This window comes from Verrucosispora sp. CNZ293 (assembly GCF_002754655.1).
Window position 1 is genome coordinate 2,092,561 of the sequence record NZ_PEFR01000001.1, and the last position, 17,784, is coordinate 2,110,344.

General features: G+C 72.0%; 15 protein-coding genes and 1 pseudogene. 5 read left to right on the forward strand and 11 right to left on the reverse strand.

What is annotated here, in order from left to right:
• Positions 1-100: 100 nt before the first annotated feature.
• Entirely contained in the window at positions 101-1,363 is a 1,263-nt protein-coding gene (locus CLT74_RS09585) for a nucleotide sugar dehydrogenase (RefSeq protein WP_099846229.1), read from the forward strand.
• Here CLT74_RS09585 and CLT74_RS09590 read toward each other — a convergent pair whose 3' ends face one another.
• The 5 genes from CLT74_RS09590 to CLT74_RS09610 all read right to left on the reverse strand — a co-directional run bounded on the left by CLT74_RS09590 (position 1,364) and on the right by CLT74_RS09610 (position 7,433).
• The gene (locus CLT74_RS09590) at positions 1,364-3,841 is read right to left on the reverse strand and encodes an FtsX-like permease family protein (protein WP_099846230.1); all 2,478 of its coding nucleotides are present in this window, start codon (positions 3,839-3,841) and stop codon (positions 1,364-1,366) included.
• A gap of 1 nt (position 3,842) precedes the next feature.
• Entirely contained in the window at positions 3,843-4,619 is a 777-nt protein-coding gene (locus tag CLT74_RS09595) for an ABC transporter ATP-binding protein (protein ID WP_486582714.1), read from the reverse strand.
• A 136-nt stretch (positions 4,620-4,755) separates the two neighbouring features.
• Positions 4,756-5,439: a response regulator transcription factor gene (locus tag CLT74_RS09600; RefSeq protein WP_099846232.1), complete on the reverse strand. Its 684-nt coding sequence runs from the start codon at positions 5,437-5,439 to the stop codon at positions 4,756-4,758.
• Positions 5,436-6,659 (reverse strand): histidine kinase, encoded by a 1,224-nt coding sequence (locus CLT74_RS09605; protein ID WP_099846233.1) that lies wholly within the window; start codon positions 6,657-6,659, stop codon positions 5,436-5,438. The genes CLT74_RS09600 and CLT74_RS09605 overlap by 4 nt, the downstream gene beginning before the upstream one ends.
• Positions 6,660-6,728: 69 nt before the next feature.
• On the reverse strand, positions 6,729-7,433 hold the full coding sequence (locus CLT74_RS09610) for a DUF305 domain-containing protein (protein WP_099846234.1): 705 nt from the start codon (positions 7,431-7,433) through the stop codon (positions 6,729-6,731).
• 139 nt (positions 7,434-7,572) lie between these two features.
• Here CLT74_RS09610 and CLT74_RS09615 point away from each other — a divergent pair, with 139 nt between their 5' ends.
• The 3 genes from CLT74_RS09615 to CLT74_RS09625 all read left to right on the forward strand — a co-directional run bounded on the left by CLT74_RS09615 (position 7,573) and on the right by CLT74_RS09625 (position 10,780).
• Positions 7,573-9,030: a hypothetical protein gene (locus tag CLT74_RS09615; protein ID WP_099846235.1), complete on the forward strand. Its 1,458-nt coding sequence runs from the start codon at positions 7,573-7,575 to the stop codon at positions 9,028-9,030.
• 135 nt (positions 9,031-9,165) lie between these two features.
• The gene (locus CLT74_RS09620; RefSeq protein WP_099846236.1) at positions 9,166-9,387 is read left to right on the forward strand and encodes a DUF2188 domain-containing protein; all 222 of its coding nucleotides are present in this window, start codon (positions 9,166-9,168) and stop codon (positions 9,385-9,387) included.
• Between the two features lie 169 nt (positions 9,388-9,556).
• A complete protein-coding gene (locus CLT74_RS09625; protein WP_099846237.1) occupies positions 9,557-10,780 on the forward strand; it encodes an SLC13 family permease in 1,224 nt (407 codons plus the stop codon).
• A 42-nt stretch (positions 10,781-10,822) separates the two neighbouring features.
• Here the strand turns inward: CLT74_RS09625 and CLT74_RS09630 are convergent, their stop codons facing one another.
• From CLT74_RS09630 to CLT74_RS09640, 3 genes and pseudogenes are all read right to left on the reverse strand, one after another.
• Entirely contained in the window at positions 10,823-11,644 is an 822-nt protein-coding gene (locus CLT74_RS09630) for a MerR family transcriptional regulator (RefSeq protein WP_099846238.1), read from the reverse strand.
• Positions 11,645-11,696: 52 nt separating this feature from the next.
• On the reverse strand, positions 11,697-13,307 hold the full coding sequence (locus tag CLT74_RS09635) for an asparagine synthase-related protein (RefSeq protein WP_099846239.1): 1,611 nt from the start codon (positions 13,305-13,307) through the stop codon (positions 11,697-11,699).
• Between the two features lie 3 nt (positions 13,308-13,310).
• Positions 13,311-14,266, reverse strand: a pseudogene (locus CLT74_RS09640) (DUF5715 family protein).
• 227 nt (positions 14,267-14,493) lie between these two features.
• Between CLT74_RS09640 and CLT74_RS09645 the strand changes: the two are divergent.
• Positions 14,494-15,348, forward strand: a complete 855-nt coding sequence (locus CLT74_RS09645) for an alpha/beta fold hydrolase (protein WP_099846240.1) — start codon at positions 14,494-14,496, stop codon at positions 15,346-15,348.
• 34 nt (positions 15,349-15,382) lie between these two features.
• Here CLT74_RS09645 and CLT74_RS09650 read toward each other — a convergent pair whose 3' ends face one another.
• Genes CLT74_RS09650 through CLT74_RS09660 form a run of 3 tightly spaced genes read right to left on the reverse strand, consistent with a single transcriptional unit; the run spans position 15,383 to position 17,773 of the window.
• A complete protein-coding gene (locus tag CLT74_RS09650) occupies positions 15,383-15,958 on the reverse strand; it encodes a TetR family transcriptional regulator (RefSeq protein WP_099846241.1) in 576 nt (191 codons plus the stop codon).
• 55 nt (positions 15,959-16,013) lie between these two features.
• Entirely contained in the window at positions 16,014-16,619 is a 606-nt protein-coding gene (locus tag CLT74_RS09655) for a response regulator transcription factor (protein ID WP_099846242.1), read from the reverse strand.
• Positions 16,616-17,773, reverse strand: coding sequence for a sensor histidine kinase (locus CLT74_RS09660; RefSeq protein ID WP_486582189.1), 1,158 nt, complete (start codon positions 17,771-17,773; stop codon positions 16,616-16,618). The genes CLT74_RS09655 and CLT74_RS09660 overlap by 4 nt, the downstream gene beginning before the upstream one ends.
• Positions 17,774-17,784 lie beyond the last annotated feature (11 nt).

Here is a 17,784-nt window from a genome sequence, read left to right on the forward strand (position 1 = left end):
CCGTTCCCAACCTTCCCGAATTCCCCGAAACGGACGTACGGCACCACACCGCGCTCTAGGCTCCTCACCAGCAGTTATCTCCTACCGGTCGGGAGCTCGGGTGAGCGTGGAGAAGTTGGTCGTCGTCGGCCAGGGTTACGTCGGTCTGCCGCTGGCCATGCAGGCCGTCGAAGCCGGTCTGGACGTGGTCGGCCTCGACGTGGACGCCGACCGGATCAAGCGGCTCGCCTCAGGTGAGTCGTTCGTGTCGGACATCCCCGCCGACCGACTCGGCCGCGCCCTGGCCAGCGGCCGGTACCGGCCGAGCACGGAGTACGCCGAGGCCAAGGACTTCGACATCTGCGTCATCACGGTGCCCACTCCGCTGCGCGACGGCACCCCCGACCTGAGCTTCGTGGAGCAGGCCGGCACGGGGATCGGACCGTACCTGCGGCCCGGCTGCACGGTGGTGCTGGAGTCCACCACCTATCCCGGCACCACCGAGGAGTTGCTCCGCCCGTTGCTGGAGTCGGCCAGCGGGCTGCGCAGTCCCGGGGACTTCCACCTCGGGTACAGCCCCGAACGCATCGACCCGGGCAACCCGACCTGGCGGTTGGCGAACACGCCGAAGGTGGTTTCCGGGGTGGACGCGGCCGCGCTGGCCCGGGTCGACTCGTTCTACCGACGTCTGGTGGAGCGGACGGTGCCGGTGGACTCGACCCGGGTGGCCGAGTTGACCAAGCTGATCGAGAACACCTTCCGACAGGTCAACATCGCCCTGGTCAACGAGCTGACGATGCTGTCGCACCAGTTGGACATCGACGTGTGGCAGGCCATCGAAGCGGCCGAGACCAAGCCGTTCGGGTTCATGCCGTTCCGGCCCGGTCCCGGTGTCGGCGGGCACTGCCTGCCGATCGACCCCTGTTACCTCTCCTGGCAGGTCAAGCGCCGCCTCGGCCGGCAGTTCCGGTTCATCGAACTGGCCAACGACGTCAACCACGAGATGCCCGAACACGTGGCGCAGCGGGTGATGGCCGGGTTGAACCGTTCCGGGCGGGCGGTCAAGGACGCCCGCCTGCTGCTGCTCGGTCTGGCGTACAAACGCAACACCGGGGACATGCGCGACTCGCCGGCCGTCGACGTCGCCCGGCGGCTACGCGAACTCGGTGCCGAGATCCGGGCGGTCGAGCCGTACGCCGAGGCGCACCACCTGCCCGACGGGGTGCTCACTGTCGACCTGACCGAGCGTGAGCTGCGCGAGGCCGACGGTGTCGTGGTGGTCACCGATCACGACGTGTTCGACTACGACCTGGTGGTCCGGCACGCCCGGTACGTCTTCGACACCCGCAACCGCTGCACCGGTCCCACCGTGGAGCGCCTCTGATCAGCGGTCCGCGAGCGCCTCCACGACCGGCAGTGCCAAGGCCCGGCGGGCCGGCAGCACCGACGCGACAAGCGCCGCCAGTACCGCGATCCCGAGGATGCCGCCGAGCTGCCCCCACGGCACAACGAGGGTGAACTCGCCGGCGAGCCGGGACAGCATGGCCATCCCGGCGGCGGCGACCCCGGTGCCGAGGGTGACACCGAGCAGCGTGCCGACAAGCGCGGTGAGCACCGCCTCGACGGCCAGCATCCCCCGCATCCGTCCACGGGTCAGACCGACCGCCCGCAGCACCGCGTTCTCCCGGGTCCGTTCCACCACCGACAGGCTCAGCGTGTTCGCCACCCCCACCAGCGCGATCACCACCGCCAGGCCGAGCAACGCCACCACGAACGCCAGCAGCATGTCCACGGTGCCGGTGAGCATCCGCTTGTACGCCGCCTGGTCCATCAGGTTGACCGTCGGGTAGTCGACCAGGACCGCCTCGATCGCGGCCCGGGCCGAAGCGGTCGACACCCCGGCCGCCGGATCGATCTCCGCGAGGTAGCCTCGCTCGCCCGGGAAGAGCCGGGTGAAGTCGGCGTCGTCCAGTTCGACCACGTGGCCCGCCGGTACCGAGCCGTCGACGGCCTCCGACCCGGTGCCAACCACCACCGCCGCCACCTCGAACGACAGTCCGTCCAGGGTCACCGTCTCCCCCGCCGACCAACCGTGCCGGTCGGCGAGTTCCCGGTGAACCAGCACCCGTCCCGGCCCGAACCGGTCGAGCTGCCCGGCCAGTACCCGTTGGATCCGGTGACCGACAAACGCCGGGTGGGCGGCGCGGAACTCGATGTCCTCGACCAGGTGCGTACGCGGCTCGTGCACCGTCGCCAACTCGGGGCGGGCGGCCAGCGCCTCGACCACTCCTGCGGGCAGGTCCACGCCGATCCCGGTCACCAGGAAGTCCACCCCCACCTGGGCGTCGACGCTGCGCTCGATGGCCGCCTTGGTGCTCTGCGCACCCACCACGAAGGAGGAGACCAGACCGATCCCGATCACCAGCGCGGTGGCGGTCGCGGCGACCCGCCGAGGGTTGCGGACCGCGTTGGCCACGGCGAGGGCACAGGTCATCCCGAAGATCAGGCGGGCCGGTACGCCGAACACCCGCACCAGCGCCGGCACCAGCACCGGACCGAACAGGACCAGACCGAGGAAGCTGAGCACCCCACCCAGGGCGACGAGCACGACCTGCCCCGCCGAGGCGGCGCCGATCAGGGCCGCCACCCCGGCGGCGAGCACGATCGCGCCGAGCGCCAGGCGTACCCGGCCGGCGGGGCGGGCGACCTGGACGGCGGCGTCGGTCAACGCGGCCACCGGGGCGACCCGGGTGCCCTGCCAGGCCGGTACGAGGGCCGCGCCGACGGTGAGGGCCGTGCCGGCGGCGAGGCAGCCCAGCACGGTGCCGACGGTGAGGGTGAGTTCGCCGTGCAACGGGGTGGCCAGCCGCGCCATCACGAGGTTGAGGCCAGCCGCCAGTCCGGTACCGAGCGCCACACCGAGGGCCGAGGCGACGATCCCGACCGCTACCGACTCCAGCAGCGTAGCCCGGAACACCTGGCCCCGGGTGGCACCGACCAGGCGCAGCAGCGCGGTCCGTCGGGTGCGCTGGGCGAGCACGATGGTGAACGTGTTGGCGATGACGAAGGCGGCCACCACCACGGCCACCCCGGCGAACGTGAGCAGCACCAGATTGAACTGGCTCAGGTCGCGGACCTCCTCGGCCACGGCGGCGTCGAGGATCTCCTGCCGGGTGCGTACGGTCGTGTCCGCGCCGGCCGCCACGGCGATCCGCTCGACGAGGACATGGTCGGCGGTATCCGCCCCGGCCGCCACCATGATCCGGTCGAAGCCGCGGCGTTCGGTGACAGCGAGGGCGTCGGCGCCCACCAGACCGATGAACGGACCACCGATGTCACGCGGGGTGCCGGCCACGTCGACCGTGCCCACCAGGGTGTACGGGCGGGCCGCGCCGCTGGCGCCGCCGACCCGTACCGGTGCGCCCAGCTCGAAGCCCTGCTCCGCGACCGTTTCCTGGTCGAGCACCAGTTCGCCGGTGCGGGCGGGCAGTCGGCCGGCCGTCACGTCGTACGACTGGAGGGCGGGGTCGGTGGGGATCGCGGCGAGGACCCCGTAGCCGAGCACCGGACGGCCGTCGGAGCCGACCACCCCGGCGGTGCCGGTCAGCTCGCCCTCGGCGGCGCGTACCCCGTCGACGGCGCGCACCTGCTCGACCAGGGACGCGTCGATCGCCTCGTCCCGGTAGACGCCGACGTCGGTGTGCCGGTCGAAGGTGCCCGCCCGCTCGTAGGCGCCGGACCGCATCCCGTCCACGAAGATCAACGTGCCGGCGATGAACGCCACGCCCAGGACGACGGCGAGGGTGGACATCAGCATGCGCGCCGCCTCGGCACGCAGCGAGCGCAGGGTCAGCCGGATCATGTCAGCGCCCTCCCGCCGGGGCCGCGCCGTCGGTGTCCAGGTGGGCGAGCACGTCGAGGATTCGTTCGGCGGTCGGCTCGGCCAGAGCGCGGACGAGTCGACCGTCGGCGAGGAAGACCACCCGGTCGGCGTGGGCGGCGGCGACCGGGTCGTGGGTCACCATCACCACCGTCTGCCCGAGGGTGTCGACCGCCTCGCGCAACAGCCGCAGTACCTCCGCCCCGGCGCGGGAGTCCAGGTTGCCGGTCGGCTCGTCGGCGAAGATCACCCACGGTTTGGTGATCAGCGCCCGGGCCACCGCGACCCGCTGCTGCTGGCCACCGGAGAGTTCGGCTGGACGGTGTCGCAGCCGGTCGGTCAGTCCGACCGCCGCGACCACCTGCCGCAGCCAGGCCGGATCGGGTCGCCGTCCGGCGATGTCCAGCGGCAGGGTGATGTTCTCCTCCGCACGCAGCGCCGGCAGCAGGTTGAACTTCTGGAACACGAAGCCGATCCGGTCACGACGCAGCAGGGTTAGCCGGCGATCGTCGAGGCGGCCCAGTTCGGTGTCGCCGACGCGAACCGTCCCGGCGGTGGGCCGGTCCAGGCCGGCCAGGCAGTGCATGAGTGTCGACTTGCCGGAGCCGGAGGGGCCCATGATGGCGGTGAACCGGCCGGCGGCGAAGTCGACGTCGAGGTCGTCGAGGGCGACGACGGCGGCCTGGCCGGTGCCGTACTGCTTGCGCAGGCCCCGGGCGGTGACGGCGACACCTGCGGTGACGTGGACGGGTGGTGCGATCGACACGTGCTGCTCCGTGGGACGGTGGGTCTCGGACGTCCCTCACGCTATGGAGAGCACCGGCCCGTCGAGATCAACCCGGACGCTCGACCTCGGTACGCCTCAGGTCGTCCCGCACCGGGCACACCCGTACGCCTCAGGTCGTACGCGAGCCGTCCGCGCCCGGGGTGACCAGGCCGCTCTCGTACGCCAGCACCACCGCCTGCACCCGGTCGCGGAGCTGGAGCTTGGCCAGGATCCGGCCCACGTGGGTCTTCACCGTCGCCTCGGCGACATGGATCCGGGCGGCGATCTCCGCGTTGGCCAGTCCCTGCGCGACCAGCAGCAGGATCTCCCGTTCCCGGTCGGTGAGCTGGGCCAGCCGGGGATTCTCGGATGGCCCGGTGCCGAGCTGACCGGCGAACCGGTCGAGCAGCCGCCGGGTGATCGACGGGGCGACCACCGATTCGCCGCCCGCCACGACCCGGATCGCGGCCAGCAGGTCCTCCGGCGGGACGTTCTTGAGCAGGAAGCCGCTGGCTCCCGCGCGCAGCGCGGCGAACGCGTCCGCCTCGGTGTCGAAGGTGGTCAGCACCAGCACCCTCGGTCCTCCGGCCGGCCGGTCGGCGCAGAGCCGACGGGTGGCCTCCACGCCGTCCATGGTCGGCATCCGGATGTCCATCACCACCACGTCCGCCGCGACGCGGTCAAGCACCCGCAACGCGTCCGCGCCGTCGATCGCCTCGCCCACCACCTCGAGATCGGGCTGGGAGTCCAGCACCATCCGGAACCCGGCGCGGACAAGCGCCTGGTCGTCCACGATCACCACCCGGATCGTCATGCCGCGATCACCTCCGTTCCGGGCGCGGACGGCACCGGCAGCCAGGCCCGCACCTGCCAACCACCGGCCGGCCGGGCACCTGCGGTGAGGCTGCCGTCGTACACCGAGACCCGCTCGCGCATGCCGACCAGTCCGTGACCGCCCGGCGGTGTCGGGGTGAGCGGTCCGTGGCCGCGACCGTCGTCGACCACCACCAGCGCGACGCCGTCGGCGGCATGGTCCAGCGTGATCTCCACGCTCGCGCCCACCCCGGCGTGCTTGAGCACGTTCGTCAACGCCTCCTGCGCCAGCCGGTGCACGGTCAGCTCCAGCGCCGGCGGCAGCGTCACGGGCCCGCCGGTGACCGTGTAGCGCACCCGCAGCCCGGCCTCGCGGAACCGGTCCAGCAGGGCGGGCAGCTCGGCCACCGAGGGTCGGCGGTGGGCGGGTTCGGCCAGCTCGGGCACGGGTCGTACGGGTGGCACCGGTTCCGGTTCCGCCACGTCGCGCTCTCGTAGCACACCCACCAGCCGGCGCATGTCCTCAAGCGCCTGCCGACCGGTGTCCGCCACGATCTTGAGCGCGTCCCGGGAGGTCTCGGGATTCTGGTCGATCATGTAACGGGCCCCGTCCGCCTGGACGATCATGACGGCCATGCTGTGCGCCACGACGTCGTGCAGTTCCCGGGCGATCCGGGTGCGTTCCTCAGCCACCGCCGCCCGCGCCTCGGCCTCCCGCTCCCGTTCGAGGGTCGCCGCCCGCTCCTCCAGGCTGAGCACGTACTGCCGGCGGGTGCGTACGTTCAGCGCCACCAGCCAGACCGCGCCGGTGAGCAGGGTGTAGTAGATGGCGGCGTAGTACCAGGCCGCCGGCAGCGGATCGCGCACGGCGGCGAGGACCGCGCCGAGCACGGCCACCGCACCGGCGATGGCGCCGTCGCGCAGCCGCTCGGCGTACTTGACCACGCCGTAGAGCGCGATCAGGACCGCCACGTCGTAGAGCATCGGCACCCAGCCGAGGGCGACCTGGGTGAAGGCCAGCACCGCCACCACGACGGTGACCGCCACCGGTCGGACCCGGCGGAACAGCAGGGCCAGCGCCATCCCGATCCCGATCGCGGTGGACCACCACCCGCCGGGCTGCACGGGCCCGCCGGCCACGCTGGCCAGGGCCACCAGGCCGGCGAGGGCCACGTCGAAGGCGACCGCGGGCAGCCGTCGGCCGAAGATCATCGCACTCATCGTGCACCCAGCGTACGAGGCGTTCCGGCGACGGACGGGTGAGTGCTGCCGCCGCTGGGACGGAACCGGTCAGGACGGCAGGATGTCGCGCATCCGGGCGATCTCGACGGACTGTTCGCTGGCGACGGAGGTGGCGAACTGCTCCACGGTCAGGTCGAGCCCGACCTTGAGCACGTCTGTCGCCATCAGCACGGCGCCCTCGTGGTGCTCGGTCATCATCCGCAGGAAGAGGTTGTCGAACTCGGTACCCCGGGCGGCGGCGAGCCGGCGCATCGCCTCGGCCGACTGCATGCCCCGCATCGTGGCGTGGTCGTGCCCGTCGACGCCAGCGGAGAGGCCCCGCGCGGTCAGCCAGGCCCGCAGCACGCCGATCTCCGGCCCCTGGCTGGCCCGGATCCGGTCGGCGAGGGCGCGTACCCGCGGCTCGGCGGCCCGGTCGGTGGCCAGCCCGGCCATCTCCAGGGCCTGCTCGTGGTGCGGAATCATCATCCGGACGAACCAGGTGTCCAGGCTGTTGTAGCGGGGCGGCGAGTCGTCGCGGACCTCGTCGGCGGGGCGCTCGACGGCTTCCTCGCCCGGGCGACCCGGCACGATGACCGGTGGCGCGGAGGCGTCCACACCGGACGGTGTCGGGCGGGTGGGCGGTGCGGTGGCGGCGGCCGGGCCCGGTGCCTCCGGCGCGGAGACGCCACCGCGCAACGCGACGGCGCCGACGGTCAGCGCCACCGCGACCGTTGTGACGGCGGCGAGTAGCCGTCCGCGTCGACCGGTCATGCGTCACCCCCTCCGGGTCGAGGTCGCTGCGATCGTATCCATTCACATTGGACGTCAAATGTGATCTGGATCACATCGACGGATCTCATCTGCGAGTAAGGTACGGCCAACCTCACTCCCCTTTCGAAGGGCGTCGCCGATGGTCGGATCGACCCTGCCACGGGGGCGGCAACTGCGTATCGTCAGTGTGGCCGCCACCGGGCTCCTCCTCGCCAGCATCGCCGTTGCCCCACCCGGCAACGCGCAGACGGTCGCCCAAGCGGCCGTCGAGTCAGCCGCAGCAGTCGAGGCACCGCTCGGTGTCGACGAGATCGCCAGCAGCCCCAACCTCAAGCTGATCGCCAACCTGCCGAAGCAGGCGCCGTTCAACACCACGGCGGCGCTCGGCACCGACATCGCCTTCCAGGGCAGGTACGCCTTTGTCGGCAACTACGACGGCTTCGTGATCTACGACGTCTCCAAGCCGAGCAAGCCGACGATCGTCTCGCAGGTGCTCTGCCCGGGCGCGCAGAACGACATCTCCGTCTACGGTGACCTGCTCTTCCTGTCGACGGACGCGTCGCGCAGCGACGACTCGTGCAGCAGCGTCTCCCAGTCCGCCACGATCAAGGAGTCGTGGGAGGGCATCAAGGTCTTCGACATCAAGAACAAGACCAGCCCCCGGTACGTCAAGGCGGTCGAGACGGCCTGCGGCTCGCACACCCACACGCTGGTACCGGCGAAGGACAAGAAGTCCGTCTACCTGTACGTCTCCTCGTACAGCCCGAACGCCGCCTTGCCGGACTGCCAGCCGCCGCACGACTCGATAAGCATCGTCAAGGTGCCGCTGAAGAAGCCGACCGACGCGGCGGTCGTCGCCACGCCGAACCTCTTCCCGGACGGGGGCTACGAGGGTCGTACCGGCGGCTCGGCGACCACGGGCTGCCACGACATCACCGCCTACCCGACCAAGGACCTGGCCGCCGGCGCCTGCATGGGTGACGGGGTGCTGCTGGACATCAGCAAGCGGGAGGCACCGCGGGTGCTGCACACCGTGCGGGACACGACGAACTTCGCGTTCTGGCACTCGGCCACCTTCAACAACCGCGGCACCAAGGTCGTCTTCACCGACGAGCTGGGCGGTGGCGGCGGCGCGACCTGCAACGAGGCCGTGGGCCCGGAGCGCGGCGCCAACGCCATCTACGACATCACCGGTCGGGGCGACAAGCGCAAGCTGGAGTTCCGCAGCTACTACAAGATCCCCCGGACCAACGGCGACACCGAGAACTGCGTGGCGCACAACGGCTCGCTCATCCCGGTCCTCGGCAAGGACATCATGGTCCAGGCCTGGTACCAGGGCGGCGTGTCGGTGTGGGACTTCACCAACTCGCGCAAGCCGAAGGAGATCGGCTACTGGGAGCGCGGCCCGCTGTCGGACAGCCAGCTCATCATCGGCGGTTCCTGGTCGGCCTACTACTACAACGGGCACATCTACTCCTCTGACATCCAGAAGGGGCTCGACGTGCTCGAACTCAACGACTGGCGGACGTGGACGGCCAAGCTGGCCCACTTCCGGGAGTTGAACGTGCAGACCCAGCCCAGCTACCTGAGCTGGTAGGACCCGACGTACCGATCGGGCCCGGTCGCTCCCGTACGGGGGTGACCGGGCCCGATCTGCGCACGCGTACCACCTGTCGCGTTTTTCCCCGCCTGTCCCGGGTACCTCCTCCGGCACGCAGGAAAGGGGTGTGAGATGACGCGCAACGAGTACCACGTGGTGCCCGACGGTGGTGGTTGGAAGGTCGAGCAGGGCAGCACCGTCGTCGGCACGTACGACACGAAGCAGCGGGCGGTCGAGGCCGGACGCGAGGCGGCACACGGTCACGAGCCCAGCCAGCTCGTGGTGCACACGGCCGACGGGAAGATCGAGACCGAGTACACCTACCGGGACGACCCGTACCCGCCCGCCGGCTGAACCGGCGACCCAAGCGGCGGCCTGCCGACACCATCCCCCGGGTGCTGTCGGCAGGCCGCCGTCGCCGGTCCGCTGCCGCCGGTCCGCTGTCGCCACCCGCCGTGCCCGCCGTCACCTGCAACGACGCCGAAACCGAGGGCATACGCCGGGCGTGCCAGGATGACCGGCCGTGACCTCTGCCGGGCCGGTCCCGTCCGCCCCGATCCGGTCGGCCCGACGCCGGCCCCACCCGCTCGACGCGATCGCCGTCGCGCTCGCCGCCGTCGGTGCCGGCTGTGTCGCCACCGGGCTGCTGCCCCGCCCCGACGCCGCCGCCACCCTCGACCGGGTCCTGCCACTGTTGCTGTTCCTCGGCACCGTGGTGATCCTCGCCGAACTGACCGCAGCGGCCGGTGTCTTCGACGTGCTCGCCACCCGGCTGGCCGTCGCCGCCCGAGGTAGCTGGCCGGCACTCTTCGCGCTCTGCCTCGGCTTCGCCGCGGTGACCACGATCGTGCTCAACCTGGACACCACAGCCGTACTGCTGACCCCGGTGATGCTCACCCTGGCGGTCACCCTGCGCACCGCTGTGGCACCGCTGGCGGTCACCACGGTCTGGCTGGCGAACACGGCAAGCCTGCTGCTGCCGGTGTCCAACCTGACGAACCTGCTCGCCGCGGACCGGATCGGGCTCGACCCGCTCGGGTACGCCGGCCTGCTGTGGTTGCCGCAACTGGCCGTCCTCGCGGTCACCACGGTGCTGCTCTGGTACTGCTGGTGGCGTCCGGAACGGCCGCCCGGCAACCGGTACCCGGCACCGGCGCCGCACCGCCCCGCCGACCCGGTGCTGTACCGCACCGCGCTCGCCGGCTGCCTGCTGTTCGTCGGCGTGATCCTGGTCGGCGCGCCTGTCGGCCTCGGCTCGGCGATCGCCGCCGGCCTGCTGGTGCTCGGCTTCGCGATCCGCTCGCCCGCCACGCTGCGCCCCGCGCTGGTCCCCTGGCGGCTGCTGCTCTTCGTCACCGGGCTGTTCCTGGTGGTCCAGACCATCGGTCGACACGGGCTGAACGACCTGGTGGCAGGGCTGGCCGGACAGGACGGCGGGGTGCTGGGCGCGCTGCGCGCGGGCGGAACCGGAGCCCTGCTGGCCAACCTGGTGAACAATCTGCCCGCCTACCTGGCCGGCGAGGCGGTGCTGCCCGCCGGCGACCGGCAGCGGTTGCTGGCGCTGCTGATCGGCACCAACGTGGCACCACTGGCGCTGCCCTGGGCGTCCCTGGCGACGCTGCTGTGGCTGGAACGCTGCCGGGCCGCCCGGGTCCGGGTGCCGGTGGCCCGGTTTCTCGTGACCAGCGCCGCGGTGGCGGTGCTCGGCACCCTCGCCGCGATAGGTGCCCTGCTGCTCACCGGCTGACCTCGGCCGCGCCACGCTGGCGTGGCCGAGGCCAGCCGCCGGTCAGGCCCGGCGCACGGGCAGCTGCAACTCGGTGACCCCCTTGTCGGCCTCCTCGGGCCAGTACTCCACGTAGAGCTCGCGCGCGTAGCCGTCCGTCCGCCAGTCGTGCTCCTCGATCCAGCGAGCCAGCACCTGCATGCTCCGGTCGGCCGTGTCCATCGAGCCGTGGTGGATCGTGGTCACCGCCGTGATCGCCGGCAACTGCACCACTGCGACGTCACCGACCGTCTCCGGGCTGCCCTCGACACCCACCCCGGCGTGTACGACGACACCGTCGCCATCGGCAGCCTGGTCGTACCAGGCCAGCGCCGGCCCGCCCGGGGTGACCCCGGCGGCCTCCAGGCGGCGGAACAGCTCCGGGTAGAGCGGCGTCAGCACCGGACCGATGTCCGCGGGCTCGTAGCTTCCGGCGACCGCGCTCAGCGCCGCGACCCGGATCGGTGGAACCTGCTTGAGCACGACATCCTGGCTGGTCATCCGACCCTCCGTTTCGATCATGCGGAGCCTCGCCTCGACGCTTGACAGTCGGGCGGTGTCCGCCGCCAACTGCGCCGCCAACTGGGCCCGGCGCAGCCGCAGCATGCCCCGCAGCTCGACCAGGTCGACAGCGTCGTCCAGGATCGCCCGCACCTGGACCAGGGTCAGACCCAGGTCCTTCAGGGCGATCACCCGGTTGAGCCGTCCCAACTGGGCGGCGGTGTAGTAGCGGTAACCGCTGTGTGGGTCGACGGCGGCCGGTGGCAGCAGCCCGATGCTGTCGTAGTGCCGCAGCATCCGAACTGACACCCGGCCCAGGCTGGCGAAGTCTCCGATGGTTAACATGGTTCCTCCACGGTGGGCGCTGACACCGTGTCAGAGTCAACACCGTGACGGCTCAGCCGGGCAGTGGGGCCTCGTCGCCACGGTTACGGCGCGGGGACACCAGCCGGCGTACCAGCGGGGTGGCGTTCCACTTGGCCGCGCCGACCAGGTCACGGGCATGTTCGAGGACCGTGTAGTCGGGTCTCGCCCGGCCGGCGGCCAGGGCGGCGTCCAGGTCGTTGCCGCAGCGCGTCAGCACGCTGTCGAAGTCGCGGCGGACCGGCTCCAGCAGGTGGTAGCCGAACGAGCGGTGCAGGCGGGCGAAGAGCGGCTTGTACAGTCGGGCCCGCTCGTGCAGTCCGGAGGAGTAGGACATGGGGTTCTTCGGGCGACGCCGGATGTAGTCGGGCAGCATGTCGGCGAAGGCCCGCCGAACGATCCACTTCTCCTGGCCGTCGCGGAGCTTCAACTCGATCGGCAGTCGCATCGCCAGCTCGACGAGCGCCAGGTCGAGGAAGGGCACCCGGGCCTCGACGCCGAAGGCCATGCTGGTCCGGTCGACCCGCTGCAACTCGGTCCGGCACAGGTTGCGGATCTTGTGCAGGAAGAGTCTCCGGGACGCCTCCGGACCGACCTCGTGGTACATGGGGTAGCCGCCGAACAGCTCGTCCGAGCCGTCGCCGGTGAGCACCACCTTGACGCCCAGCTCCCGCAGCCGGCGGAAGATCGGCACCGAGACGATCGCGTTGATGATGTCGCCGTACTCGGTCAACTCGGAGATCCGGATCGCCTCCCGCACGTCGGCGAGCCGGATGTCGCGCGGGCGCAGTTCCACCACCTCGTGTGCCACGCCGAGGTCCTTCGCCAACCGCCGGGCGTACGCCAGGTCCGGGCTCTCCGGCACCCCGACGGTGACGGCGACGCAGTCCGGATGCAGCTGCGCCGCGTGCAGCAGCGCCAGCGAGCTGTCCAGCCCACCGGAGAGCACCACGCCCACGGTGAGGTCGGTGTCCAGCCGCACCCGGAGGCTGTCGGTGAGGGCGGTACGGACGAGCAGGGCGGCCTCGTCCGGGTCCGCCACCACCGGCCGGCCCGCGCCGAGGGCGAGCAGGTCCACGTACGGTCGCAGCTGCGGGTGCCCGCCGGTGTCGGCCCAGCCGTGGTGCCCCGGCGGCACCTCGGCCACCGGTGCGCCCAGCCGGACCAGCGCCTTGACCTCGCTGGCGAGGTGCAGGCAGCCCGGGGTCCGCGCCCAGTACAGCGGCTTCACCCCGAGCGGGTCCCGGACCAGGTACACGCGCCCGGTGGCCCGTTCCACCACGGCGAAGGCGTACTCGCCGCGCAGCCGGGTCACCACCTGCTCGCCCCAGTGCTCGAACGCGGCGAGCACGACCTCGGTGTCGCTGGCGCTGCGGAACCGGTGGCCGAGGGCGCTCAGCTCGGCCCGCAGCTCGTGGTGGTTGAAGACCTCGCCGTTGTAGCAGAGCAGCCAGCGCTCGTCGGTGGAGACCCAGGGCTGCACCGCGCGCTCCCGGTCCACCACCCGTAGCCGGCGGGTCCCGGCGAGCAGACCTCTCTCGTGCCGGGTCTCGGTCACCTCGCCCCGTGGCGCGAGCGTCCCGAGCATCCGCCGGAAGATCGCCGGGTCCGCCTCCGGGCCGATGCTGAGCATGATCCCGCACATCGGTCAGGTCCCCATCTCGGCTTCGTACGCCCGGCGCAGCCGGAGGGTCGCCGACGGTGCGAGGCAGATGTGCCATGCCTGCCCCTCGTCCACCACATTGATCTCACCGGCCTGCTGCCGGTTCAGCAGCAGCCCGGCCAGGGTGTCCCGCGCCCCGAAGCGGCGGTACCAGGCCATCTCCACGTCCACCGCCCAGCCCAGACAGTGGCCGCTGGGCACCATCGCGGCGTACCCGAGGCGCCGGAGCCGGTACTGGTGTTCGGCGCTGCGGACCAGGCTGGTCACCCAGAGTGGCGGAGTGCCGGCCGGGGTGGCGGCGGCGAACTCGCGACCGATGTCGTTGAGCAGGGCGATCACCTCGCGGCGGGCCCGACGGAACAGCAATCCGGCGGTGCGCGGCGTGGCGTCGGGCAGCATCCGGCGGCGCAACGCGCGTACGCCCCGGCCGACGACGGTGCGGGGCTGCTCGGTGTACTGGAACCGCAGCAGGTCCCTGCGCCGCAACCACTCCAGGTCGACAAGTTCGGCGCTGTGGTTGACCTCGCTGTCGGTGAGGAAGGTGGTGGCGTCGCGCCACCACATCACGTCGATGCGCGAGAGCAGGTAGATGCGCACCAGCGCGGCCAGGTCGGCTGCGGAACTGCGCTCGTTCGGCTGGTACCGGGCCATCTCCAGCAGGAGCGTCTCGCGGGCGCCGACCAACCCCTGGGAGGTGGCGTCGAGCACCTGCATGATCGCCGGTTCCCGTAGCCGCTGGTCGATCAGCACCTGACGCGCCTTCGCGCTGCTCACCCCGGCGAGCGCGCTCACCTCGATCAACAGTTCAGCCACGGCGTCGCGGTAGGCCGTCAGGTCGGGCGGGGCGGCGGCGGGCGGACGCGCGACGCCCCGGGGCGGCGGCGGGCTGGAGTGACGGGAGGACCGGGTCGGTGTCCCGGACTTCGGCTGGGCACTCGCATGATCGGTCCTCTCTACCGCCGCGTGATCGCCTGTAACAGAACGTAACGGCACGGATCCGGATGAGCGCGAGCATTACTCCTGTATCCCCTAAGGCGTGGCAGGGCACGCGACCAGGTGGGCCCAACCCAACGGCGGACAGATCCGGACGAGCGACACACCGCATCGTGTACCATCTGGTACACCAACCGTGCCGCGGAGGTACGGGCCGATCGGCAGGAGACGGCCGATGCCAACCATCACCCTGACCGCCGGGACGATCGACTACACCGACACCGGCGGCACCGGACCGGTCCTGGTGCTGCTGCACGGGGTGAACATGGACGCGAGCGTGTGGCGTCGAGTGGTCGCCGAACTCGGCCCGGCCGTCCGCTGCGTCTGCCCCACCCTGCCGCTGGGCAGTCACCGGCGGCCGATGGACCGGCCGGAGCTGGTCACCCACCGGGGCGTCGCCGCGCTCGTCGGAGAGTTCCTCGACGCGCTGGATCTGCGTGCGGTGACAGTGGTCGCCAACGACTGGGGTGGGATCCAGTTCCTGGTGGCCGACGGTCCTACCGAGCGGATCGCGGGTCTGGCGCTTGTCGCCTGCGAGGCGTTCGACAACTTCCCACCCGGCAGGCCGGGCAAGGCGGTGGCGATGAGCGCGCGGCTGCCGGGGGTGCTGTGGCTGTCGATGCAGCTTCAGCGGTTCGGCTGGTTCCGGCGCGCACCGGGTGCCTGGGGATGGCTGAGCAAGCACCCGATCCCGACCGAGGTGATGGACGCCTGGTTCCGGCCGGCACAGCAGAACCGGGCGATCCGCCGGGATCTGCGCACCTTCGCCCTGTCCACCCCGTCGACGGCGGAACTGCGGGCGCTGCCAGGCCGGCTGGCGTCATTCGACCGCCCGGTCCTGGTGGTCTGGGCCCGCGAGGACAGGCTCATGCCCCGGTCGCACGGTCCCCGGCTGGCCGCGCTGTTCCCCCGGGGCCGGCTGGTCGAGATTGACGACAGTTACACCCTGGTACCCGAGGACCAACCCGACCGGCTCGCGGTGGAACTCGCCCGCTTCGTCACGACCGAGGTCAGCGGCCCGCGACCCTGAGCCCGCCGCCGGACGTCACCCGACGCCGCGCGCCTCATCCGGCTCGGCTCGTCGGCCGGGTGGAGTTCAGGAAGGCCGCCATTGTGGCGTCGGCTGCCGCCCGGTCGCCGGTGAGCGCCAACTCGAACAGCACGCCCCGGGTCATCGCCATCGCCATCCGGGCCTGGGTCCGGGCCTGCGCGGGCGGATGGCCCACCTCCTCGAAGAACCGCCCGAGCCGGTCGGTCCAGACGGTGATCCAGGTACGCAGCGCGCTGGCCCACGCGTGCCCCTGCATCGCCGCCGCCGACATCTCGAAGAACAGCGGCGCGAACGCCCGGTCGTCGGCGAGCCGGACCCAGAAATGCCAGGCGCCGTCGTACGGGTCCCCCACCGCGTCGCGCAGCAGCTCTTCGAGCAACTCCTGCTGGGCCCGCCACACGGCCTCGACCATCGCGGTGAGCAGCCCCTCACGGGAACCGAAATGGTAGATCAGCATCCGGTGGCTGGTGCCGATCTGCGCGGCGAGCGTACGCAGGCTGGTGTCGCCGACGCCGTTGGCCGCGAAGTACGCGATCACCCGCCGCAGCAGCGCCTCCTGCGGACCGCTTGCCGGCACGGGAACTGTCACGACCCGATGCTAGGTCAGCGCTGGCCCACGGTTCTGGACCAGCACCGCCGACGGATCACAACCAGCCGTTGTCCCGCGCGATCCGCAGCGCCTCCGCCCGACTCGCCGCGTCGAGCTTCTGCACCGCCAGGGCGAGGTAGTTACGCACCGTCCCCGGCGAGAGGTGGGCCCGGCGGGCGATCGCGGCGACCGGGGCGTCGTCGCCGGAGAGCCGTAGCGTCTCCAACTCCCGGGGGGTCAGCGGGCAGGGCGGGATGGTGAGCGCGTCCGCCGCCAGGGCCGGATCCACGTACCGGCCACCCGCGTGGACCCGGCGGATCACGTCGGCCAGCGCGCCGCCCGGAGCGCCCTTGGGCAGGTAGCCCCGGGCGCCCGCGCCGAGGGCGCGGGTCAGGTGCGCCGGCCGTCCCTGGCCGGTGAGGATGACCACCGCACACGCCGGTAGTGCCCGGGCCAGCTCGGTGGCGACCTGGAACCCGTCCCGTCGGGGCATGGTCAGGTCGATCACCGCCACGTCGGGCCGATGCGCGAGAGCGGCGGTCACCGCCGCCTCTCCGTCGGCCGCCTGGGCGACGACCGACAGATCCTCCTCGAGATCGAGCAGCGCGGCCAGAGCGGTCCGGATCAACTCCTCGTCGTCGGCCAGCAGGACGCGGATCATACGGCGGTCGGTACTGTCGCCTCGATGGTGAACACCCCGTCGGCGCACCGGGTACGCAGCTGCCCACCGGCCCCGGCCAGGCGGTCGGCCAGACCGCGAAGTCCGTGGCTGTGCCGGTCGGGCGCGGCCGTCGCCGGCACCCCGTCATTGGTCACGATCATCCGCGTCACCTGCTCCTCCTGCGTGAACTCGATCCGGCACCAGCCCGCCCGACTGTGCCTGAGCACATTGGTGCCGGCCTCCCGAAGCACCGCCGCCAACTGGGTCGCCACCTCTGCCGGCAGCTCACCGACGGGCGGTACGACGGTGCACCGGACCCCGGACGAACGCAGCACCTCCCGCACGGCGGTGAGCTGTTCGGTCAGGTCGATCCGACGGTAACCGTGCACGGTGCGACGCAACTCGGTAAGGGCGGTGGCGGCCAGCCGTTGCGCCTCGCCCGCCGCCCGACCCGCGCGCACCGGGTCGTCCGGCGCGAGTCGGGCGGCCAGCTCGGACTTGAGGGCGATGACGGTCAGGTGGTGTCCGAGCAGGTCGTGCACGTCAGCGGCGAACCGCAGCCGCTCCTGGGCGGCGACCAGCCGGGCCTGCGCCGCCCGGCCCTGTTCGGCCTGGACCAGCAGCCGCCAGAACCACACCTGGAAGCCGTTCACCAGCGCGACGCCGACGCCGACCGAGCCGGTGAGCAGCACCGAGCGGCCGACGGACGTGCCGGTGAGCAGGGCCACCGTCCCGGACATCGCAACTGTGGCCAGCGCCGCCGGCAGCATCAGTCGCAACGGTGCGAGCAACGCGAGGCCACCGATGATCGCCGCGCCGAGCCAGGCCCAGGTGGGCCACGCGGGAACGGCGACCGGCGCCACGAGCGGCACGCTGAGCCCGGCCACCCCGGCGTACCCGGCCAGCAGCCGCCGGTGCAGCCTGGCGGGCCACTCCGGGCTGACCGCCGCGTACAGCGTCACCGCCAGCACCACCGCGAACGCGGCCAGCCCCACCGTGCCGGCGGCCACCCACCAGGCGTCCGGTTCCCGGGTCAACCCGACCGCCGGGAGGAGCAGGGTGGCGGCCATGCCCGAGGTGAGGGACACCAGGGTCGCGGCCCGGGCGCGGGCCAGCGTCCGCCCCCCACCCGCCACCAACGCCTCGGTCACCACGCTCGCCAGGG